At 73.4% G+C, this 16,464-nt stretch carries 18 protein-coding genes and 1 pseudogene; 11 read left to right on the plus strand and 8 right to left on the minus strand.

Annotated elements, in window-relative coordinates; genetic code table 11:
* Positions 1 to 83: 83 nt before the first annotated feature.
* The gene (gene hemC, locus ABTY04_RS27665; protein ID WP_352216111.1) at positions 84 to 1,019 is read right to left on the minus strand and encodes a hydroxymethylbilane synthase; all 936 of its coding nucleotides are present in this window, start codon (positions 1,017 to 1,019) and stop codon (positions 84 to 86) included.
* Between the two features lie 464 nt (positions 1,020 to 1,483).
* Between hemC and dacB the strand changes: the two genes are divergently transcribed.
* Positions 1,484 to 3,109 (plus strand): D-alanyl-D-alanine carboxypeptidase/D-alanyl-D-alanine endopeptidase, encoded by a 1,626-nt coding sequence (dacB, locus tag ABTY04_RS27670; protein WP_352216112.1) that lies wholly within the window; start codon positions 1,484 to 1,486, stop codon positions 3,107 to 3,109.
* Positions 3,110 to 3,333: 224 nt separating this feature from the next.
* Entirely contained in the window at positions 3,334 to 3,522 is a 189-nt protein-coding gene (locus ABTY04_RS27675) for a DUF6381 family protein (protein ID WP_352216113.1), read from the plus strand.
* 41 nt (positions 3,523 to 3,563) lie between these two features.
* Here the strand turns inward: ABTY04_RS27675 and ABTY04_RS27680 are convergent, their stop codons facing one another.
* Positions 3,564 to 3,770 carry a hypothetical protein gene (locus tag ABTY04_RS27680; RefSeq protein ID WP_352216114.1) on the minus strand — a complete coding sequence of 69 codons (207 nt, stop codon included), beginning with the start codon at positions 3,768 to 3,770 and terminating at the stop codon, positions 3,564 to 3,566.
* A 199-nt stretch (positions 3,771 to 3,969) separates the two neighbouring features.
* Here ABTY04_RS27680 and ABTY04_RS27685 point away from each other — a divergent pair, with 199 nt between their 5' ends.
* On the plus strand, positions 3,970 to 4,245 hold the full coding sequence (locus ABTY04_RS27685) for an early set domain-containing protein (protein WP_352216115.1): 276 nt from the start codon (positions 3,970 to 3,972) through the stop codon (positions 4,243 to 4,245).
* 127 nt (positions 4,246 to 4,372) lie between these two features.
* On the opposite strand, the gene ABTY04_RS27690 is transcribed toward ABTY04_RS27685, so the two are convergent.
* Both ABTY04_RS27690 and ABTY04_RS27695 read right to left on the minus strand, forming a co-directional pair.
* Entirely contained in the window at positions 4,373 to 4,741 is a 369-nt protein-coding gene (locus ABTY04_RS27690; RefSeq protein ID WP_352216116.1) for a hypothetical protein, read from the minus strand.
* A 108-nt stretch (positions 4,742 to 4,849) separates the two neighbouring features.
* Positions 4,850 to 5,344 carry a flavin reductase family protein gene (locus tag ABTY04_RS27695; RefSeq protein ID WP_352216117.1) on the minus strand — a complete coding sequence of 165 codons (495 nt, stop codon included), beginning with the start codon at positions 5,342 to 5,344 and terminating at the stop codon, positions 4,850 to 4,852.
* A 167-nt stretch (positions 5,345 to 5,511) separates the two neighbouring features.
* On the opposite strand from ABTY04_RS27695, the gene ABTY04_RS27700 reads away from it, so the two are divergent.
* Entirely contained in the window at positions 5,512 to 6,072 is a 561-nt protein-coding gene (locus ABTY04_RS27700; RefSeq protein WP_352216118.1) for a hypothetical protein, read from the plus strand.
* 260 nt (positions 6,073 to 6,332) lie between these two features.
* Entirely contained in the window at positions 6,333 to 6,803 is a 471-nt protein-coding gene (locus tag ABTY04_RS27705) for a hypothetical protein (protein WP_352216119.1), read from the plus strand.
* A gap of 38 nt (positions 6,804 to 6,841) precedes the next feature.
* On the opposite strand, the gene ABTY04_RS27710 is transcribed toward ABTY04_RS27705, so the two are convergent.
* Complete coding sequence (locus tag ABTY04_RS27710; RefSeq protein WP_352216120.1) at positions 6,842 to 7,321, minus strand: DUF6328 family protein; 480 nt, start codon at positions 7,319 to 7,321, stop codon at positions 6,842 to 6,844.
* 604 nt (positions 7,322 to 7,925) lie between these two features.
* Here ABTY04_RS27710 and ABTY04_RS27715 point away from each other — a divergent pair.
* Complete coding sequence (locus ABTY04_RS27715; protein ID WP_352216121.1) at positions 7,926 to 8,408, plus strand: lamin tail domain-containing protein; 483 nt, start codon at positions 7,926 to 7,928, stop codon at positions 8,406 to 8,408.
* Between the two features lie 138 nt (positions 8,409 to 8,546).
* Here ABTY04_RS27715 and ABTY04_RS27720 read toward each other — a convergent pair whose 3' ends face one another.
* The 3 genes and pseudogenes from ABTY04_RS27720 to ABTY04_RS27730 all read right to left on the minus strand — a co-directional run bounded on the left by ABTY04_RS27720 (position 8,547) and on the right by ABTY04_RS27730 (position 11,213).
* Positions 8,547 to 9,101: an alpha/beta hydrolase gene (locus tag ABTY04_RS27720; RefSeq protein WP_352216189.1), complete on the minus strand. Its 555-nt coding sequence runs from the start codon at positions 9,099 to 9,101 to the stop codon at positions 8,547 to 8,549.
* Positions 9,102 to 9,624: 523 nt separating this feature from the next.
* Positions 9,625 to 10,314, minus strand: a pseudogene (locus tag ABTY04_RS27725) (alpha/beta fold hydrolase); the annotation flags it as partial.
* A gap of 278 nt (positions 10,315 to 10,592) precedes the next feature.
* Positions 10,593 to 11,213 (minus strand): hypothetical protein, encoded by a 621-nt coding sequence (locus tag ABTY04_RS27730; RefSeq protein ID WP_352216122.1) that lies wholly within the window; start codon positions 11,211 to 11,213, stop codon positions 10,593 to 10,595.
* A 264-nt stretch (positions 11,214 to 11,477) separates the two neighbouring features.
* On the opposite strand from ABTY04_RS27730, the gene ABTY04_RS27735 reads away from it, so the two are divergent.
* Genes ABTY04_RS27735 through ABTY04_RS27755 form a run of 5 tightly spaced genes read left to right on the plus strand, consistent with a single transcriptional unit; the run spans position 11,478 to position 16,464 of the window.
* Positions 11,478 to 12,830 (plus strand): efflux RND transporter periplasmic adaptor subunit, encoded by a 1,353-nt coding sequence (locus tag ABTY04_RS27735; protein ID WP_352216123.1) that lies wholly within the window; start codon positions 11,478 to 11,480, stop codon positions 12,828 to 12,830.
* Positions 12,827 to 13,687 carry an ABC transporter ATP-binding protein gene (locus ABTY04_RS27740; RefSeq protein ID WP_352216124.1) on the plus strand — a complete coding sequence of 287 codons (861 nt, stop codon included), beginning with the start codon at positions 12,827 to 12,829 and terminating at the stop codon, positions 13,685 to 13,687. The genes ABTY04_RS27735 and ABTY04_RS27740 overlap by 4 nt, the downstream gene beginning before the upstream one ends.
* On the plus strand, positions 13,684 to 14,895 hold the full coding sequence (locus tag ABTY04_RS27745; protein WP_352216125.1) for an ABC transporter permease: 1,212 nt from the start codon (positions 13,684 to 13,686) through the stop codon (positions 14,893 to 14,895). The genes ABTY04_RS27740 and ABTY04_RS27745 overlap by 4 nt, the downstream gene beginning before the upstream one ends.
* 32 nt (positions 14,896 to 14,927) lie before the next feature.
* On the plus strand, positions 14,928 to 15,713 hold the full coding sequence (locus ABTY04_RS27750) for a DUF5666 domain-containing protein (RefSeq protein ID WP_352216126.1): 786 nt from the start codon (positions 14,928 to 14,930) through the stop codon (positions 15,711 to 15,713).
* A gap of 25 nt (positions 15,714 to 15,738) precedes the next feature.
* Positions 15,739 to 16,464, plus strand: coding sequence for a response regulator transcription factor (locus ABTY04_RS27755; RefSeq protein ID WP_352216127.1), 726 nt, complete (start codon positions 15,739 to 15,741; stop codon positions 16,462 to 16,464).

Consider the following 16,464-nt stretch of genomic DNA (forward strand, 5'->3'; position numbering starts at 1 on the left):
TGGCGACCACCAGGCCCGCGGGGGTGCGGATGGCGACGGCCAGGGCGTCCGGGATGGCGCCGGCCGCCGGGCCCGTGCAGGTGTCAGTGGGGGATGCCGTCGATGAGTTCGCGGGCGCCCTGCCGCAGGAGGGCGACGGCGACGGAGGTGCCCAGGGTGGCGGGGTCGAGGGGGCCGGCCCACTCGTGTGCGCGCAGGGTCCGCTTGCCGTCCGGAGTGAAGACCTTCGCGTACAGCGCGAGTTCGCCGTCGCCCTCGGTGGAGGCGTATCCGGCGATCGGGCTGTTGCAGTGGCCCTGCAGGACGTGGAGGAGCATCCGCTCCGCGGTGGCTTCACGATGGGTGGCGGGGTCGCCGAGCGCGCTCACGGCTTCGATCAGCGCGGTGTCGCCTTCCCGGCACTGGAGGGCGAGGATGCCCGCGCCGATCGGCGGGCACATCGTCTCGACGGACAGGATCTCGCTGATCACGTCGGACCGGCCGATCCGTTCGAGGCCTGACACGGCGAGCAGCAGGGCATCGGCGTCACCGGCGGCGAGCTTGTCGAGCCGGCTGTTGGCGTTGCCGCGGATCGGTACGCACTCCAGGTGCGGGTGCGAGGCAGCGAGCTGGGCGATGCGCCGGACCGAGGAGGTGCCGATCCGGGTCCCAGCCGGCAGCTCGTCCAGGGTGAGCCCGTCGGAGTGGACGAGCGCGTCGCGGATGTCGTCCCGTTCGAGGAAGGCGGCGAAGGTGGTACCGGCCGGGAGCGGCCGGTCCGCGGGGATGTCCTTCACGCAGTGCACGGCCAGGTCGGCGCTCCCGTCCAGCAGGGCCGCGTCCACTTCCTTGGTGAACGCCCCCTTCCCCTCGACGGCGGCCAGGTCGCCCATCCACTTGTCGCCGGTCGTCTTGACCGGGATCACCTCGGTGGCGGTGCCGGGGTGGAGCGCGGCCAGCTCACGGCGGACGCGCTCCACCTGGGCGAGGGCCATGGGCGAGTCACGCGAGACGATGCGGACGAGTTCAGGGGTGGGCATGCAGCCCACGATAGACCGTCGGAGAGCGGGAGTTCGCGCAGCGCGGGGCCGAGCTGAACGTGATCGTGGGCTTCGGCGCTGCGGCGGCCGGCCTGCGGCTCCGGTCGGCGTTTCCGGGCACGGGGAACGCCTGCCGCCCACCGTGTGGGACGCGGGCGGTCGGCGCCGGCGCGTCCCCCTGTCCATGTGGGCGGCGCGGCGCACGCGTGACTCGCCACTGCCGGGTCGTCTGCCCGGTCGGGCCCTGCGCTCGCGCCGGGCACCGGCCCGAACTGCGGCTTCGACACCGCTGACGACAGCCTTTGTTGCCGCCCCGGACACCGGTTCTTCCGCCCTTGAGCACCGGGCCGTTCACCCGGGGCGCCGGCCCGCCAGGGTGACGTGCGGGCCGTGTCACGGCGTGCCACCCTGGTCACAGGCATCAGGGCCTCGGGAGTAGACAGCCGCAACGAACGGAGCGCGCTGTGAGAGTTCCGATCCGCTTCGCGGTGCTGCGGCGCCGAATGGCCGCCGGCTGCGCCGCCCTGCTGCTGGTCGCGCTCGCCTCCGGTACGGGTGCCCGGGCGGCCCCCTCACCCTCCCCGTCTCCGTGGCCGTCCGGCGCGGGAGACCCGGGCCGGCTGGACCCGCGCATCACGGAGATCATGCGGAAGCCCGAGTACGCCCACGCCCAGTGGGGACTGCTGCAGACCGAAGGGGCCAACGGGCGGGTGCTGCACAGCCTGTTCCCCGGACAGTTCTTCATCCCCGGCTCCGCCGCGAAACTGTTCGCCGTCTCCGGCACGTGGCAGACCCTCGGCGCGGACCACCGCTTCGTGACCCCCGTCTACGCGGTCGGGGCGCGTAACGGGGCCACGCTGACCGGCGACCTGGATCTCGTCGCCCAAGGCGACCTCACGCTGGGCGGCCGCACCGCCGCCGACGGAACGGTCGCGTACACCGACCTCGACCACACCTACGCCAACGACTTCCCCGGGGCGACCCTCACCCCGGAGAACCCCCTCGCAGGGATCGACCAGCTCGCCCGGCAGGTCCGCGACTCCGGCATCACACGCGTCGACGGCGACGTGATCGTCGACAACCGGCTCTTCGCCCCCGACCCGGTCCTCGACCCCACCCCGACGCCCCTGATCATCAACGACAACCTCATCGACCTGCTCACCACGCCCGGGGTCCGGGCCGGCGACAACGCCCGGCTGGACTGGCGGCCGAAGGTCGCACCGTACGAGGTCACGTCCGCGGTGCAGACCGTAGCGGCCGGGCAGCCGACGAACATCACGGTGACGGCCACCGACGACGGCACCCGGATCCGGCTGTCCGGCACGATCGCGGCGGACGCCGCGCCGCTGCTGCGCACCTCGCCCATCACGGACCCGGCGGCGTTCGGCCGGACGGCGCTGATCGAGGCGCTCACCCGGGCCGGGGTGACGGTCAGCGCCGTCGCGACCGGTGCCAACCCGGTCGCCGGGCTGCCGCGCGATTACGACGGACATGCGCGGGTTGCCGAGTACACCTCACCGCCGTACGACCAGTACGCCAAGCTGATCCTCAAGGTCAGCCACAATCTGGGCACCAACCTGAGCATCTGCCTGATGGCCGTCACCACCGGCAGCCACCAGTGCGCCGACGGCTTCCCGGTGCTCGCCGGCTTCCTGGACCGGGCGGGCGTCGACCGCGGACAGATACAGCTCATGGACGGCCGGGGCGGCAACCCCGCCGACCGGGCCACGCCCCAGGCGCTGGTGCAGATGCTGGCGTACTGGCAGCACACCCCGGACGCACGGCGCTTCAGGGAGGCCCTGCCCGTTCTCGGCGTCAACGGCCTGCTGGCCGCGAACTGCCGGAACTGCCCGGCGCGCGGAAGGGTGTTCGCGAAGACCGGCGCGGCTGTCGGCGGCGATTCACTCAACGACCGGCTCGCCGTCGGCGCCATCACCATCGCCGGCTACCTCGACAAGGGCCGCGGCCGCTTCGACACCTTCTACGCCGGCGTCACCGGCGCGTCCACCCCGACCGCGGACCCCGCCGGCGTCCTCGCCATCGCCAACGACGTCGCCCTGATCGGCGCCTACCTCCAGGAGTCGCCCTGAGCCCGGACCGCTGCCCGACACGGCCCGATGCGACCGGCGGGTTCCGGCTGCTGCGCCGCGGCGACCCTGCGCATCGGAGCCGCTGAGGCGAACCGCTGCGACAGCACCGGTTTCGGGATCCCGGGCAGCCGGGCAGCCGCCCGCGCCGGTGGCGCATGCACGCGGGTGCTGTTTGGCTGGAAAACGGACACCGCACCACTCACTCCGCGACCCGAGGACTGATCATGAGCGAAGCCAACCAGCCGAGCGAGCGGGCCCGGCAGATGCGTGACAAGGCTCAGGAGCTGGAGCAGGCGGCACAGCACGCGACGGATCCCGCGGAGCGGCAGCGGCTGAAGGACAAGGCCCTGCACATCCGGGAGAAGACCGAGCAGGAGTTCGGGCGGGGCAGCGGAACCATGGACCCCATGTAGAGCGGGATACCGGCCGCATCACGGGGCTGCCGCACCGCGGCTCAGTGCGCGTCGTCGCGCGTCTCGTCCTCGCCGCGTTCGCGCTTCGACTCGTCCCGGCGGCGCCGCTTGAGCTCCTCGGGAGTCTTGCCCCGCGCCCCCTCCTCGCCCGTATCGGGGTGGACGGGGTCCTGGCTGGGGCGGCGCATGTGCTCCTGCTCTTCGCGGCCCTTGCCCGGCTCCTGGCGCTTGTCCCGCATACCGCCCATGACGCCGACTCCTCTGAATGCGTGGCTGAGGCTTCCTCCCCCTAAACTGACACGCCACGTCACACACCGCATCCCTTGGGTCACCGATCGTGGCGGCCGGGTCATGCCGGGGCGGGCCTCGACGTCGACATGCGGCAGGTGCGCGCGCCGCCGACGATGGGCCCGTACCCCGTCCGCTGCCACTGTCAGGAGCTCAACCATGCTGGAGCGCGAGCCGCGCGAGGAGCGCACCGAGGTCACCTTCGTCCTTCCCGCCGACACCCCGCCGGGGCCGGTCAGCGTGGTCGGCGACTTCAACGACCGGCAGCCCGGCATCCACACCCCGGCGCCCCGCGAGGACGGCGAGCGCGCCGTCACCGTCCGGCTCCCGAACGAGAGCACCCACTCGTGCCGGTACCTGGCAGCCGGGGACTACTGGTTCAGCGAGCCGAGCGCCGGCGACCAGGACGGCCCCGACAGCCGCCTCCACACCTGAACCCGCCGCCGAGCACGAGGCTCCGTACGGCCCCGGGACCGGTTCACCCGCCGGGGCCTTCCGAGTCACCCTCAGGGACTGCGTCGAGGGCGAACGCGCGGCCCGCCGGCTCGGCGAAGCGGCCGGGTCATGCGGAGCGGATGCGGAGTCCGATCTCCTTCTCCTGGTCGCCCGATACGGCCGCGACGTCGTCGACGGTGAAGTGTTCGGCCAGAACGGCGTGCACCCGGTCGACCGCGCGCGGGCTCCCCTGCAGGGTCACACCGGCCGAGCCCTCCAGCCGCGCGGGCGGCCGCCCTCGCTGCGCGTCCTGTGCGGCGTCCAGGGTGGTGCTCCACACGGTCACGGCGTGACCCCCTGACGCGGCACGGTCCGCCTCTGCCCCGGGGAAGGACTGTTCGAGCAGGCCGAGGACGGCAAGGGCGTCCTGTCGGGAGCAGTCGGCGGCCGTCACCACCACTTCGGCTGCCGGATGTCCGTGATCCTGACTGTCCATCGGAGGTCACCTCTCTCGTGCACGCTTCGGTTGGGGCGGCAGGGACGGATCCCCGCGGAACAGGCACCTCCACGCTCACACAGGCATGCACCCAGCGCATCACTTGTCTCACCGAGGGTGTCCGGGCTCGATGCCCTTGACGTCGCCGTACCTCAGCAGAGCGGGCGCGGTCCGGACCGGCGGGGAGGTCTCGGTGGGCGACAGGACGAACCCGGTGTGGTCGCCTCCTTCGAGCCGCGACTCGATCCGGCCGACGAACCAGGCACTCGCATCGGCCAGAAGGGGACTTCCGTCGGCGCTGGGACGCCAGTCGACCTGCGCGAACTTGTCCACCCTGTCCCCCGTCTCGCTGCCGAACAGCACGGCCAGCGGCCGCCGGCCGTGGTCCAGGACGTGTACCGCGAGGTGCGAGGCCCGGCGGGCGACGCGGAACGTGTGGTTGAGCTCGGACAGCCACACCACGAAGCGCGGCGGCCGGATGGAACACTGCGAGGCGAAGCCCACCAGGCACCCCGACCGCTCCCCCTCGGCCGCCGCCGTGACCACGTACACGGGGCCGTCCAGGACGTCGGTGAACAGGTTGAGGTCCGTTTTTTCCGCCACGCCCGCTCCTTCCGCCTGCTCCTGCCGCGCCGGGCCGACGCCCACCCGGGTCATCGGCACCGAGCCGCGGCGGCATGAGCTGCGCCGACCCGGGCAGGTGCAGGACGTACGCGTACCCGTGCGCACCGGCGGGCGGCCGCGGGAACCCGGTCCTGAGGAGGAACGCCATGGCCCGGATCTCGGTGGACGGCACGGACCTGGTGGTCCGCCTCTCCCTGCGGGAACGGGCTGCCGCGGGCAAGCGGGAGATCCGCGTACCGGTGGCGGCGGTGCGCCGCGTCGACGTCGAGCCCAGCTGGTGGCGGGCCCTGTGCGGTACTCCGGGGCGCGGGACCTGGCGCGCCGGACGGTGCATCGGTACGCGGCACACACCGGAGGGTGATCGTTTCGTCGCGCTTCGCGCGGGCGGCACGCCCGTCCTGTGCGTGGAACTCGGGGCGGCGGCCGCCTTCCGCGGCGTGGCCGTGACCTCGCAGAGGGCGCAGGAGACCGCCCGCACGCTGCGGGCGCTCCTACCGCCCGAGCCTCCCGAACCGCCCCGTACGGAGGGTCCGGACAACGGCGCCCCGGCACTGCGCCCCCGGCTTCAGCACGAGGGCGGCATCGCGGACGATCACGGCCGACCGCCGGGCGTGCCTTCCCGTACGGGGACGGGTGCCCAGGCACCGGCCGATCCGGAACGCGTCCGCAACGCCGGGCGGGTGCCCCGGAACGGGGCGCCTCGCTGATCGGTGGATGCCGACGTGGGGCGGGCCGGGGCCGGCAGGCGCGGGCCGGACACGTCCGCGAAGACAGTCGCGGAAGCTCGGGCACTGAGCCGGCTTCCGACCGCCGCGAGAGGGGTCCGGCCCGCGGCCTGCTGCGATCGGCTGCATCCTCGCCGCGAGCGGGGCGGCGTACGGCCGGCCGGGCTTCGGGGCGGGCACCATGTGGGCGCCGAGCACCCGTCGGCTGCCCGGCCGCCCGCACGAGCCCCGAGGAGGCCCACATGACCCGTGTACGGACAGGACCCCTGTTCACGGTCGCCGTACTGGCGGCCGTTGTCTCAGGAACGACGAGCTGCTCCGGCGACAGCACCCCCTCCGAGGTCGCGTCGAAGGCCGCTTCCGCGGTCAAGTCGGTGGGCGCGGAGCTGGATGCGGCGGCGGCCGAGGCCAAGAAGAAGCTCGACAGCGTGAAGGACGGCGCGGACGTGAAGGGCGACGTCCGGCTGGGCACCCCGTCCAAGGGGTCCGACGGGCACGTCAGCGTGCCGGTCACCGTCTCCAACACCGCCCAGGACAAGAAGTCGTTCGCCGTCCAGGTCAACTTCCGTGATCCTGCCGGGAACCTGCTCGACACGGTCGTCGTGACCATCTCCGATGTCGCCGCCGGCGCGACCGGCCAGGGCACGGCACGCAGTACGCGCGGGCTCTCCGGGGACGTTCAGGCGGACACCGGCAGGGCGCTGCGCTACTGAGCTGCGCCACGAGACGGGACGGACCTGCTCCTGAGCCCTCACGTCTTCGCCTTCCCGGACTTGCTGCGCAGCAGCAGCATCGGCAGGACCAGCCAGCAGATGGCGAACCAGCCCGTGACACAGGCGGTCAGCGGCCAGGCGATCCAGTGCGAGGTGGCCACCCGCAGCAGGAGGAGGACCGAGAAGGTCACGGTCAGCGCGAGGAGCACGATGCCGACGGAGACCAGATGGCCCGCGGCCCGGACCAGCTGCGGCTTGAGGTGGTGTCCGGCGAGCAGCTGGTGGTAGGCGACTGGGGCGATCAAGGTCCCGGTCGCCAGCGCACCCGTCGCGACGGTCACGACGTACAGGACCCGGTCGAAGGGGCCCAGTACCGCGAAGCGGGGCGTGAAGGCGACGCTGAGCAGGAAGCCGAAGAGGATCTGGGCTCCGGTCTGGGCGACACGGACTTCCTGGAGCGTCTCACTCCAGCGGCGGTCGGCCCGCTCGGCCGGGGTCTCGTCCCGATCGTCAGCCATGGAAGCGGACCTCCTGCGCATAGGGGTGTCGCTCGGTCGCGGGCACCCGCAACCAGCCGGGCCGTTCACCCGGCGTGCCACGGCCGGCCGGTCAGGGAGGTTCCGGGACGGCCGGCGGACGGTCCTGGCCCGGCCCGGACGGGATCATCGCACAGCCCGCCTGCGCCGGTTCGTTCCCCACTCCGCGGGGCCGGGAAGACGGGGACGGCCGGGCCGCCGGTGCCGAGCTTCCCGGCTTGCACGACGGCTCCTCCCCCCAAGCTGCGGAGGGGAACCCTCCGTTACCAGGCCCTCAACCCGTTCGGCGCAGCGATGCCGGGCGTCACGGGGGAAAGGCGGCCACGGGGAAGGGCCTCGGTTGCCAGGCGTGCCACGGCCCGCTGCGCGCGCTCCTGCACAGCGGCGTCAGCGCAGCCTTGACCGATGTCCGTTACAAGGGAGAGTCACGGTTATGTCCGTATTGGGAAACACGCACGGAGTCGGCGGCTTCTGATCGTGACGGGGGGCCAGAGTCTGAGTCCTCGGCAGGACGCCGAGAACTGTTCGGAGCCCGCCCGCTTCCACAGGCCGGGCAGGGCTGCTGTCTGTTGAAGGGGTCATCTCCATGTCTGCTTCTCTCGCCACCCGCCGGATCGTCGCCACGTTCCTTACCGCGGGCGCCCTGGTCGGCGCCGCCGCCCTTCCGGCGGCAGCCGCCGACGACCACCGGCGCGACCACCGGGCCTCCCAGTCCTCGATCGTCATCGGCAAGGTCCAGTACGACAGCCCCGGCCGCAGCGACCGCTCCAGCGCCCTGAACGGGGAATGGGTCGAGGTGAAGAACACCGGCCGGCGCAGCGTGAACCTGCGCGGCTTCACCCTCACCGACCGGCAGGGCAACCGCTACCGCTTCAACGACTTCCGGCTGGACGGCCGTTCCAGCGTCAAGGTCCACACCGGCCAGGGCCGCGACTCCCGCCACGACGTCTACCAGAGCCGCCGCGACCAGGTGTGGGACGACCGCGACGCCGCCACCCTCCGCGACAACCGCGGCAAGGTCATCGACACCCAGTCCTGGGACCGCCGCGCCCAGCACCGCCACGGCTGACCCGGACCGGCCGGCCTGACGGGACAGTGGACCACGGGCCGGCCGTCCCGCCGCGAGGCGGAGTGTCACGGCGTTCGGGCCGCGGCACGCCGCCCTCGCGTGTCCGCACCCCGGGTCACGCACGGGCCCGGCGGTCTCCTACCGGCCGGCCTTCGGCAGCCAGGCCGGCGGCCAGGTCCGGATCGCCCGGCCGTCCTCGACGAGGGACACCCCCGCCCCGGCGCCGCCGGGCCGCAGCGGAAAGAGGCCGGGCGGACGCAGCGACCGGAGCGCGGACGGCCCGGCCTCCTGCCGGCCCGTCCCGCCCGGACGGGTCGACGCGGTCGCCGACGACGACTCCCCCGGATCGGTGAACGGCGGGGTGTCCTGCCCGCACCGCGCTCCTTGCGGCGGCAGGGCCCCGGTCAGTACGTACCGCGTGACGTGCTGCTTCACACAGGCGCTCGGGTTGTCCAGCGCGGTGTGCCCGTAGCCGTCGAGCGTCAGCAGCCGGGCCCGGACAAGCTCCGCGGTCATCGCCTGCCCGGCGCGGTAGGGGGTGGCCGGGTCGTACACCGGGTTGACCACCAGGACCGGGTGCGCGGTGGTCCGGTTCCACGGCCCCGTGTACGGGTCGGCGGCCCGGGCCGGCCACGTGCTGCACGGCTCGTTCGCCCACACCCACCACCGGGCGAGCGCCCCGGCCTCCTTCACCGCCTGCCGCTCCAGTACGGGGTAGCGGCCGGACGAGGCGGGGGTTGGGGCTCTCGGCGCACAGCACCGCGTGCAACTGCTCGAACCCGGGATACGGTGCGGGTCCGTCCGGGGCGGGTGGCTCAGCGGGCTCCCGCCCCTGCCACAGCGACTCCAGGACCCGGGCGGTCTCGGTCCACCCCGGGTGCACGGTGTAGAGGCCGGCCCGGACCGTGCTCACGGCACGGGCGTACGTCCAGCTCCCTGACGGCCGGCCGGCGAGGCGCTCCAGCAGGGTGTCGTACCTGGCCCGGGTCGCCGCCGGGCTGCCGGCGGAGAAGGCGCAGCGGGACACCGGCGCGCGGCCGCAGTGGTCGAGGAACTGCCCGAGCGTGTCGGCGGATCCGAGGTGCGAGCCGAGGCGCAGGAAGGTGCTCCGCCCGGGCTCGCCGCCCGTACCGCGGTCCACCCACGCCTGCGGGTCGACGTTCCCGTCGGCCACGATCCTCCCGACCCGGTCGGGGAACAGGTTCGCGTACGTCGCGCCGAGCAGCGTGCCGTACGAGATGCCCCAGTAGCGCAGCCGGTCCTCGCCCACCGCCCGGCGGAGCAGGTCCAGGTCGCGCGCGGTGTCGGCGGTCGAGACGTGGCGCAGCAGCTCCGGGTCCCGGCGTTCGCACCGCTTCCCCAGATCGGCGTACGCGTCGGCGTACGCCCGCTGCTGCCGGGCGCCGACCGGGAACATCGGGACCTTCTCGTACCAGGCCGCGGCCTCCCCGGCGGTGTCGAAGCAGCGTACTGCCGTGCTCGCGCCGATCCCGCGCGGGTCCCAGCTGAGGATGTCGAAGCGGTTCTTCAGTTCTTCGGGGAACTTGCCGTAGAACGCGGGCAGTCCGATGGTCCCGGGGCCTCCGGGGCCGCCAGGGTTGAAGAACAGCGTCCCGGCTCGCGGACCCGGTCCGGCTGCCCGGTGGCGGATCACCGCGAGGTCGATCGTGCGGCCCGAGGGGTCGGCGTGGTCCAGGGGCGCCTTCGCCACCGCGCACTCGAATCCTGCCTGCGCCTTGTGCGCGCACGGTCGCCAGCGCAGCGCGCCGCCGGCACCGCCGCCACCGTCGCCGCCGCCCGGACCGCCGGCCGACGCAGGTCCGGCCGTCGACAGCAGCGCCAGAAGGGCTCCGGCCACCACACCGGCGGCGCCTCTCAGCGGTATCGATATACCGGTCGTTCGCATCGCCGGCCCCTTCCGTGCGCACGAGACGGGTCATGCCGTGTCGGCAGGCCTCGTCTGCCATGACATAGGCGGCCGGCGGGCCGGGCAATCGGCGCGCGTCCGAACGGGTCCGGAGGCTACAGACGCGCCCGACGTGCTCGCACGGCTCGGCGCCGCCGCCGACGAGGGACCGGGCATCGGCGAACCGGCCCGTGCCGCCGGGGTGAGCTCCCGCAACGTGACGGGCCTGGTCGACACCCGACACCCTGGAGCGCGACGGGCTCGCACAGCGGGTCCCGTCAGGCGGACGGGCCCGGGCTCATGTCCGGCTTCGGGGACTGCTGACCGCGCTGCGGCAGCAGGGCCTTGCAGGCCTCGAACGCCTGCGCCGACTGCGGGTCGGAGGTGGGCAGGCCCCGCACGGGCGAACCGTCCGGGGAGGCCGACGGCAACACCACACCGTGGTCCTTGAGGCAGCTGCCGAACGCCTTCATGGCACTGCCGTCGCCGCCGGGGCCGCCACCGCGCCCGTTGGACTGCGGGCGCAGATCCGCACAGGCCTGCGCCGCCTCCCTGCGCTGCGGGTCGGCCGACGCCCCGCGGCCGGGGCCGCCAAAGGCGCCGCCCCAGCCGTTGGCGCCGCCGCCGGGGCCTCGTGTGGCGCCGGGCGGGCGGCCGCTCCCGCTCGGGCGCGGCGCCATCGTGACGCCGTGCTGGGCCAGGCACTGGCGGTAGGCGTCCATCGTCTTGGCATCCGGTGACGCCGAGGCGGAAGCGGCGGCCGCCGTATGCGTCGCGCCGGCGCCGGAGGAACAGCCCGCGAGCAGCAGCCCGCACACCGCGAGGACGACGGCGGACAGGGCCGCCCGGTCCGCGACGTCAGTGCGCGCGGTGGACGGCCGGGTCGTGGTCCAGGGCATGTCCGCTCTCTCCTCGGTGCGTCGGGCACCGGCGGCGTCGGCGCGCCGGCGACCGAGACTGAACCGTACGGAGATGGGGGCGACCGGGGCGTCGGCTGGGAGTTCCCTGACAGTGCGCGGGCCCCGGCTGCCCGGGTACGCCAAACACCGCACAGTACATCCCGTATCAGGCGTTATATCCCGTTCAACCGGGAGCGGCGTTCCCAGGAAACTCCCAGGAAGCTCCCGGACTCTCCAAAGTACGGGCGGCCAGGATCCCGCTCCATGAAGGTGCTCCCACGGCGGCGCAGGGCCGTCCTGATCAACTCGGTGCTCGGAGTGGCGGTCCTCGCGGGCGCCGGCGGCGCGTATGCGGCGGTCACGAGTGACAGCGGCACTCCGGCGCGCTCCGGCGCGCGGACAGCGGCAGTCACCAAGGGCACCGTCCTCGCAACCGTGTCCGGATCGGGTTCACTGAGCTCGCCGAGCGATGCCGGGGTGAACTTCACCACCGGCGGCCGGCTCACCGAGGTCGACGTCAAGCCGGGAGACAAGGTCACCAAGGGACAGCAGCTCGGGAAGGTCGACGCGACCGCCGCGACGGAGACGCTCGGACAGGCCCGGGCCGCGCTGACCGCGGCCGAGGCCAACGTCACCAAGGCCGAGGCCGGACAGGTGAGTTCGGCCGCGGGCAGCGGTTCCTCGTCGTCGCGGGGTGGTACCACGGCCGCTCCCGCGCCGGCCGCCACACCGACCGCGGACCCGGCGCAGGTGGCCCAGGCCCGCGCTCAGCTCACCCAGGCGCAGAACGCCGTGGACGCCGCGCAGCGCGCCGTCGACGGAACCGTGCTGAAGGCACCGGCCGCCGGGACCGTCGCTTCCGTCTCGGCGAAGGTGGGTGACACGGTCTCCGGCACGAGCGGCAGCGGAGGCAGCGGCGGTGCGGCGGGCGGCAACGGCGGCTCGAACGGAAACTCCGGCTCCGCCAACGCCGGTTCCTCGTCCGCCCTCTCCGGGTTCGTGGTGCTCACCAACCCGTCCGGCATGCAGGTGACGGCCAACTTCTCGGAGGCCGACGCCCTCAAGCTGAAGCCGGGCCAGGCCGCCACGGTCACGCTCAACGCGATGTCCGGCAAGGCCCTCAACGCACAGGTCCTGTCGGTCAGTTCCCTGCCCGTCAGCAGCGGATCGTCCTCCGGCGGCGGCAACTCGGGCGGTGGGAGCGCCGTGCAGTACGCCGCCACGCTCACCCTCACGAGTCCCACCGACGACCTGCGCAGCGGACTCAGCGCCGCCATCCAGGTCGTCGTCGGCGAGGCGTCCGGCGCCCTCTCGGTTCCGACCGCCGCCGTGTCCGGAACCGGTGCGAACCGTACCGTCACCGTCGTCAAGGCGGACGGCACCACCGTACGCACGCCGGTCACCGTCGGTGTCGAAGGCGACAGCGCCGACCAGATCCTCAGCGGGCTGACCGAAGGCGAGCAGGTGCAGCTGGCCACGGTGTCCTCGACCGGCAACGGCGGCTTCCCGGGCGGCGCGTTCCCCGGCGGCGCCGGGGCCGGGGCCGGGGCGGGCGGCGCCCGCAATCGTGGAGGCAGCGGGTTCCGCACCGGCGGTGGCGCGGGTGGCCGCGGATGACGCCGCCGCTGTGGCCGCGCCGGGCGCTGCCCGGTGCGCCGAAGGCCGACGCGCCGCCGCGACAGCCCGCACCACCAGTGATCGAGGTCCGCGGGGTCCTCAAGACGTACGGGCACGGCGACGCCGCCGTACGCGCGCTCGGCGGGCCGGCCGATCCGGCCACGGGCCGCCGGGCCGGTGTCGACCTCGTCGTGGAACAAGGTGACTTCGTGGCGGTCATGGGGAGCTCGGGCTCGGGCAAGTCGACCCTGATGAACATCCTCGGCTGCCTGGACGTCCCCACGTCGGGCCGCTACCTGCTCGACGGGATCGATGTGGGCGGCCTGGACGAGCACCAGCTCTCGCTGGTGCGCAACCGCAAGATCGGCTTCGTCTTCCAGTCGTTCAACCTGGTGCCCCGCACCAGCGCCGTCGCCCAGGTGGAACTGCCGCTGGCGTACGCGGGTGTGAAGGCGGCCGAACGGCGCCGGCGTGCGGAGGCAGCGCTCACCCTGGTGGGCCTGGCCGACCGCCTGGACCACCGGCCCAACGAACTCTCCGGCGGGCAGCAGCAGCGCGTGGCCGTCGCCCGCGCGCTGGTGACCGCGCCCGCGATGCTGCTCGCCGACGAGCCGACCGGAAATCTGGACAGCCACAGCACCGAGGAGGTCCTGACCCTGGTCGACCGGCTCAACGCGTCCGGCCGCACCGTCGTCCTGATCACCCACGAGGACGAGGTGGCCCGGCACGCCAAGCGGGTCCTGCGCCTGGTGGACGGGCAGATCGTCGAGGACGTCCGGCAGGCTCCCGTCGACGGCCCCCCGCCCGCGATGTCCGGGCGGCACACGGCGGCAGCGGCGGCCGGAGGCCTGCGGTGAACCCGTTCCAGACGCTGCGCTTCGCCTTCGGCGGCCTCGCGGCGAACAAGGTGCGCTCCGCGCTGACCATGCTGGGCGTGCTGATCGGCGTCGCGGCGGTGATCCTGCTGCTCGCCGTCGGCAACGGCTCCTCGCAGGCGGTGAAGGACTCCATCGAGAAGCTCGGCACCAACGCCCTGACCGTCTCCTCCGGCAGCGGGTTCGGCGGCTCGCGCCCGTCCAACGGGACGAAGCCGCTGACCGTCGAGGACGCACGGGCGCTCGCCGACCCCTCGGCGGCCCCGCACATCGAGTCCGTGGCGCCCGAGGTCACCACCTCGCAGACCGCGCTCTACGAGGGGACCTCGCACACGGTCGGCCAGGTCGTCGGCACGTACCCGGCGTATTTCAAGGCCTCCAACAGCAAGGTGGCCAAGGGCGACTACTTCAGCGGCGACGACGTACTGGCGTCCCGGAAGGTCGCCGTCATCGGCTCGACGACCGCCGCCGACCTGTTCGGCACGGCCGACCCGGTCGGCCGGAAGATGGTGCTCGGCGGCACGCCGTTCACCGTGGTCGGGGTGCTCTCCACCAAGGGCGGCACCGGGTTCCAGGACCCGGACGACGTGGTGGTCGCGCCGCTGCCCACCGTGCAGAACGCCTTCACCGGCTTCGGCTCGGTCGGCCAGATCCTCGTCGAGGCCAAGTCCGCGGAGGCGACGGCCGGGGCGCAGAGCGAGATCACCACCGTCCTGATGGCCCGGCACGGCATCAAGGACCCGGCCGCCCTCGACTTCCGGGTGGCCAGCCAGGAGTCCCTGCTGACCGCCCAGGCCTCGACGAACAAGACGTTCACCGTGCTGCTCGGCGCGGTCGCCGCGATCTCCCTGCTGGTCGGAGGGATCGGGATCACCAACATCATGCTGGTCACGGTGACCGAGCGGACCCGTGAGATCGGCATCCGCAAGGCGATCGGGGCGCCCCGGGGCGTCATCCTCGGACAGTTCCTCGCCGAGTCGACCCTGCTCTCGCTGATCGGCGGCGGGCTCGGCGTCGCGGCCGGACTGATCGGCTCGCACTTCACCATCGTCGGCATCAAGCCGGTCGTCATACCGGAGTCGGTCGTCGGCGCCTTCGCCATTGCCGTGGTGATCGGGCTGTTCTTCGGCGGCTACCCGGCCAACCGGGCCGCGAGCCTGCGGCCCATCGAAGCGCTGCGGCACGAGTGAGCCGGCACACGCAGGGACAGGGAGAAGCTGACATGGCACGACGCCGCACCGAACTGGAGAAGCAGCCCGAGGCGGGCGGCGACCGGTTCACCCCGTTCGCCGAGGTGTTCACCGCATCGGCCACGGTGGAGGATCCGGTCGCGGATCGTCCGGTGTCCGCACCGGCCGACGCGGAGCGTTCTTCCGCGCAAGCACCCGCGGCGGATCCCGAAGGGATCCTTTCCGAGCCTCCGGACACGCGCGACATCGCGGCGGAACTCGCCGCTCCGCCGCGGCCGCGGCTCCCGTGGCTGACCCTGCTGCTCTCGGGCGGGGTGGTGGCCGGGCTCGCGTTCACCGCGGGCGCACTGGTCGAGAAGGGCCACCTCCAGGGTTCGCCGGGGGCCGGCTCCGGAGGCCGGAACTCCGCCGCCGGGGCGGGCGGCCAGGGCCGCACCGGCTCCGGCCGGAGCCAGAGCCAGGGCCAGGGCCAGGGCCAGGGAGCGACCGGGCCGGGGCGCGCCGGGACCGGGCAGAACGGCCCGAGGCAGGGCTTCGGAGGTACGACGGGCAGCCCGGGCACCGGGGGCGGGATGACCACCGGTACCGTGAAGCTCGTCGACGGCACCACGCTCTACGTCACCGATGCCCAGGGCAATGTCGTCAAGGTCACCACCGACGACAACACCCAGATCACCGAGGCCAAGAACGGCAAGGTGTCCGACCTCCAGCCGGGTCAGACCGTGACCGTGCGCGGCAGTCAGAACCCCTCCGGCGATGTCGCCGCGACGACCGTCGCCCAGGGCGGCGCGGGAGGGTTCGCGGGCGGCCGGGGCTGAGAGCAAGAGGGAGGAGCAGGACCCCATGGACACGGCCACGCCCGAGGCGAGCCTGCTCGTCGTCGACGACGAGCCGAACATCAGGGAGCTGCTGTCCGCCTCGCTGCGGTTCGTCGGCTTCCGGGTGACCTCGGCGGCGAGCGGTGCCGACGCGCTGGCGGCGGTCGCCAAGGAGCGGCCCGACCTGGTGGTGCTCGACGTGATGCTGCCCGACATCAGCGGGTTCGCCGTGGTACGCCGCCTGCGCGAGGCGGCCGGGAGCGGATCCGGCGCCGACCATCTCCCGGTGCTCTTCCTCACCGCGAAGGACGGCGTCGACGACAAGATCGGCGGGCTCACGGCCGGCGGTGACGACTACGTCACCAAGCCGTTCAGCCTGGAGGAGCTGATCGCCCGGATCCGGGCGATCCTGCGCCGCACCGGCGCCCCGACGGGCGAGGGCCGCCTGGTCGCGGGCGACCTGGAACTGGATCCGGTGGGCCACCAGGTGCTGCGCGGCGGCCGGCCCGTCTCCCTGTCGCCCACCGAGTTCAAACTGCTCGCGTACCTGATGGCCCAGGCCGATCGCGTCGTCTCCAAGATGCAGATCCTGGAGCACGTGTGGGCGTACGACTTCGGCGGCGATCTCAGCATCGTCGAGTCGTACATCTCGTACGTGCGCCGCAAGGTGGACTCGGGTACGGACGGCGCCCCCAAGCTCATCCACACCGTGCGCGGCATCGGGTACGTCCTGCGCCGCCCGCAGACCTGA

It is taken from the genome of Streptomyces sp. NPDC097981, from assembly GCF_040302565.1.
GTDB lineage: Bacteria > Actinomycetota > Actinomycetes > Streptomycetales > Streptomycetaceae > Streptomyces.

Bases quoted from the DNA above. Each gene is read 5' to 3' on its own strand.
- hemC (WP_352216111.1), bottom strand. From the start codon at position 1,019: ATGCCCACCCCTGAACTCGTCCGCATCGTCTCGCGTGACTCGCCCATG.
- ABTY04_RS27675 (WP_352216113.1), top strand. From the start codon at position 3,334: ATGAGCGAAGCCAACCAGCCGAGCGAGCGGGCCCGGCAGATGCGTGAC.
- ABTY04_RS27680 (WP_352216114.1), bottom strand. From the start codon at position 3,770: ATGGGCGGTATGCGGGACAAGCGCCAGGAGCCGGGCAAGGGCCGCGAA.
- ABTY04_RS27685 (WP_352216115.1), top strand. From the start codon at position 3,970: ATGCTGGAGCGCGAGCCGCGCGAGGAGCGCACCGAGGTCACCTTCGTC.
- ABTY04_RS27690 (WP_352216116.1), bottom strand. From the start codon at position 4,741: ATGGACAGTCAGGATCACGGACATCCGGCAGCCGAAGTGGTGGTGACG.
- ABTY04_RS27700 (WP_352216118.1), top strand. From the start codon at position 5,512: ATGGCCCGGATCTCGGTGGACGGCACGGACCTGGTGGTCCGCCTCTCC.
- ABTY04_RS27705 (WP_352216119.1), top strand. From the start codon at position 6,333: ATGACCCGTGTACGGACAGGACCCCTGTTCACGGTCGCCGTACTGGCG.
- ABTY04_RS27710 (WP_352216120.1), bottom strand. From the start codon at position 7,321: ATGGCTGACGATCGGGACGAGACCCCGGCCGAGCGGGCCGACCGCCGC.
- ABTY04_RS27715 (WP_352216121.1), top strand. From the start codon at position 7,926: ATGTCTGCTTCTCTCGCCACCCGCCGGATCGTCGCCACGTTCCTTACC.
- ABTY04_RS27730 (WP_352216122.1), bottom strand. From the start codon at position 11,213: ATGCCCTGGACCACGACCCGGCCGTCCACCGCGCGCACTGACGTCGCG.
- ABTY04_RS27735 (WP_352216123.1), top strand. From the start codon at position 11,478: ATGAAGGTGCTCCCACGGCGGCGCAGGGCCGTCCTGATCAACTCGGTG.
- ABTY04_RS27740 (WP_352216124.1), top strand. From the start codon at position 12,827: ATGACGCCGCCGCTGTGGCCGCGCCGGGCGCTGCCCGGTGCGCCGAAG.
- ABTY04_RS27750 (WP_352216126.1), top strand. From the start codon at position 14,928: ATGGCACGACGCCGCACCGAACTGGAGAAGCAGCCCGAGGCGGGCGGC.
- ABTY04_RS27755 (WP_352216127.1), top strand. From the start codon at position 15,739: ATGGACACGGCCACGCCCGAGGCGAGCCTGCTCGTCGTCGACGACGAG.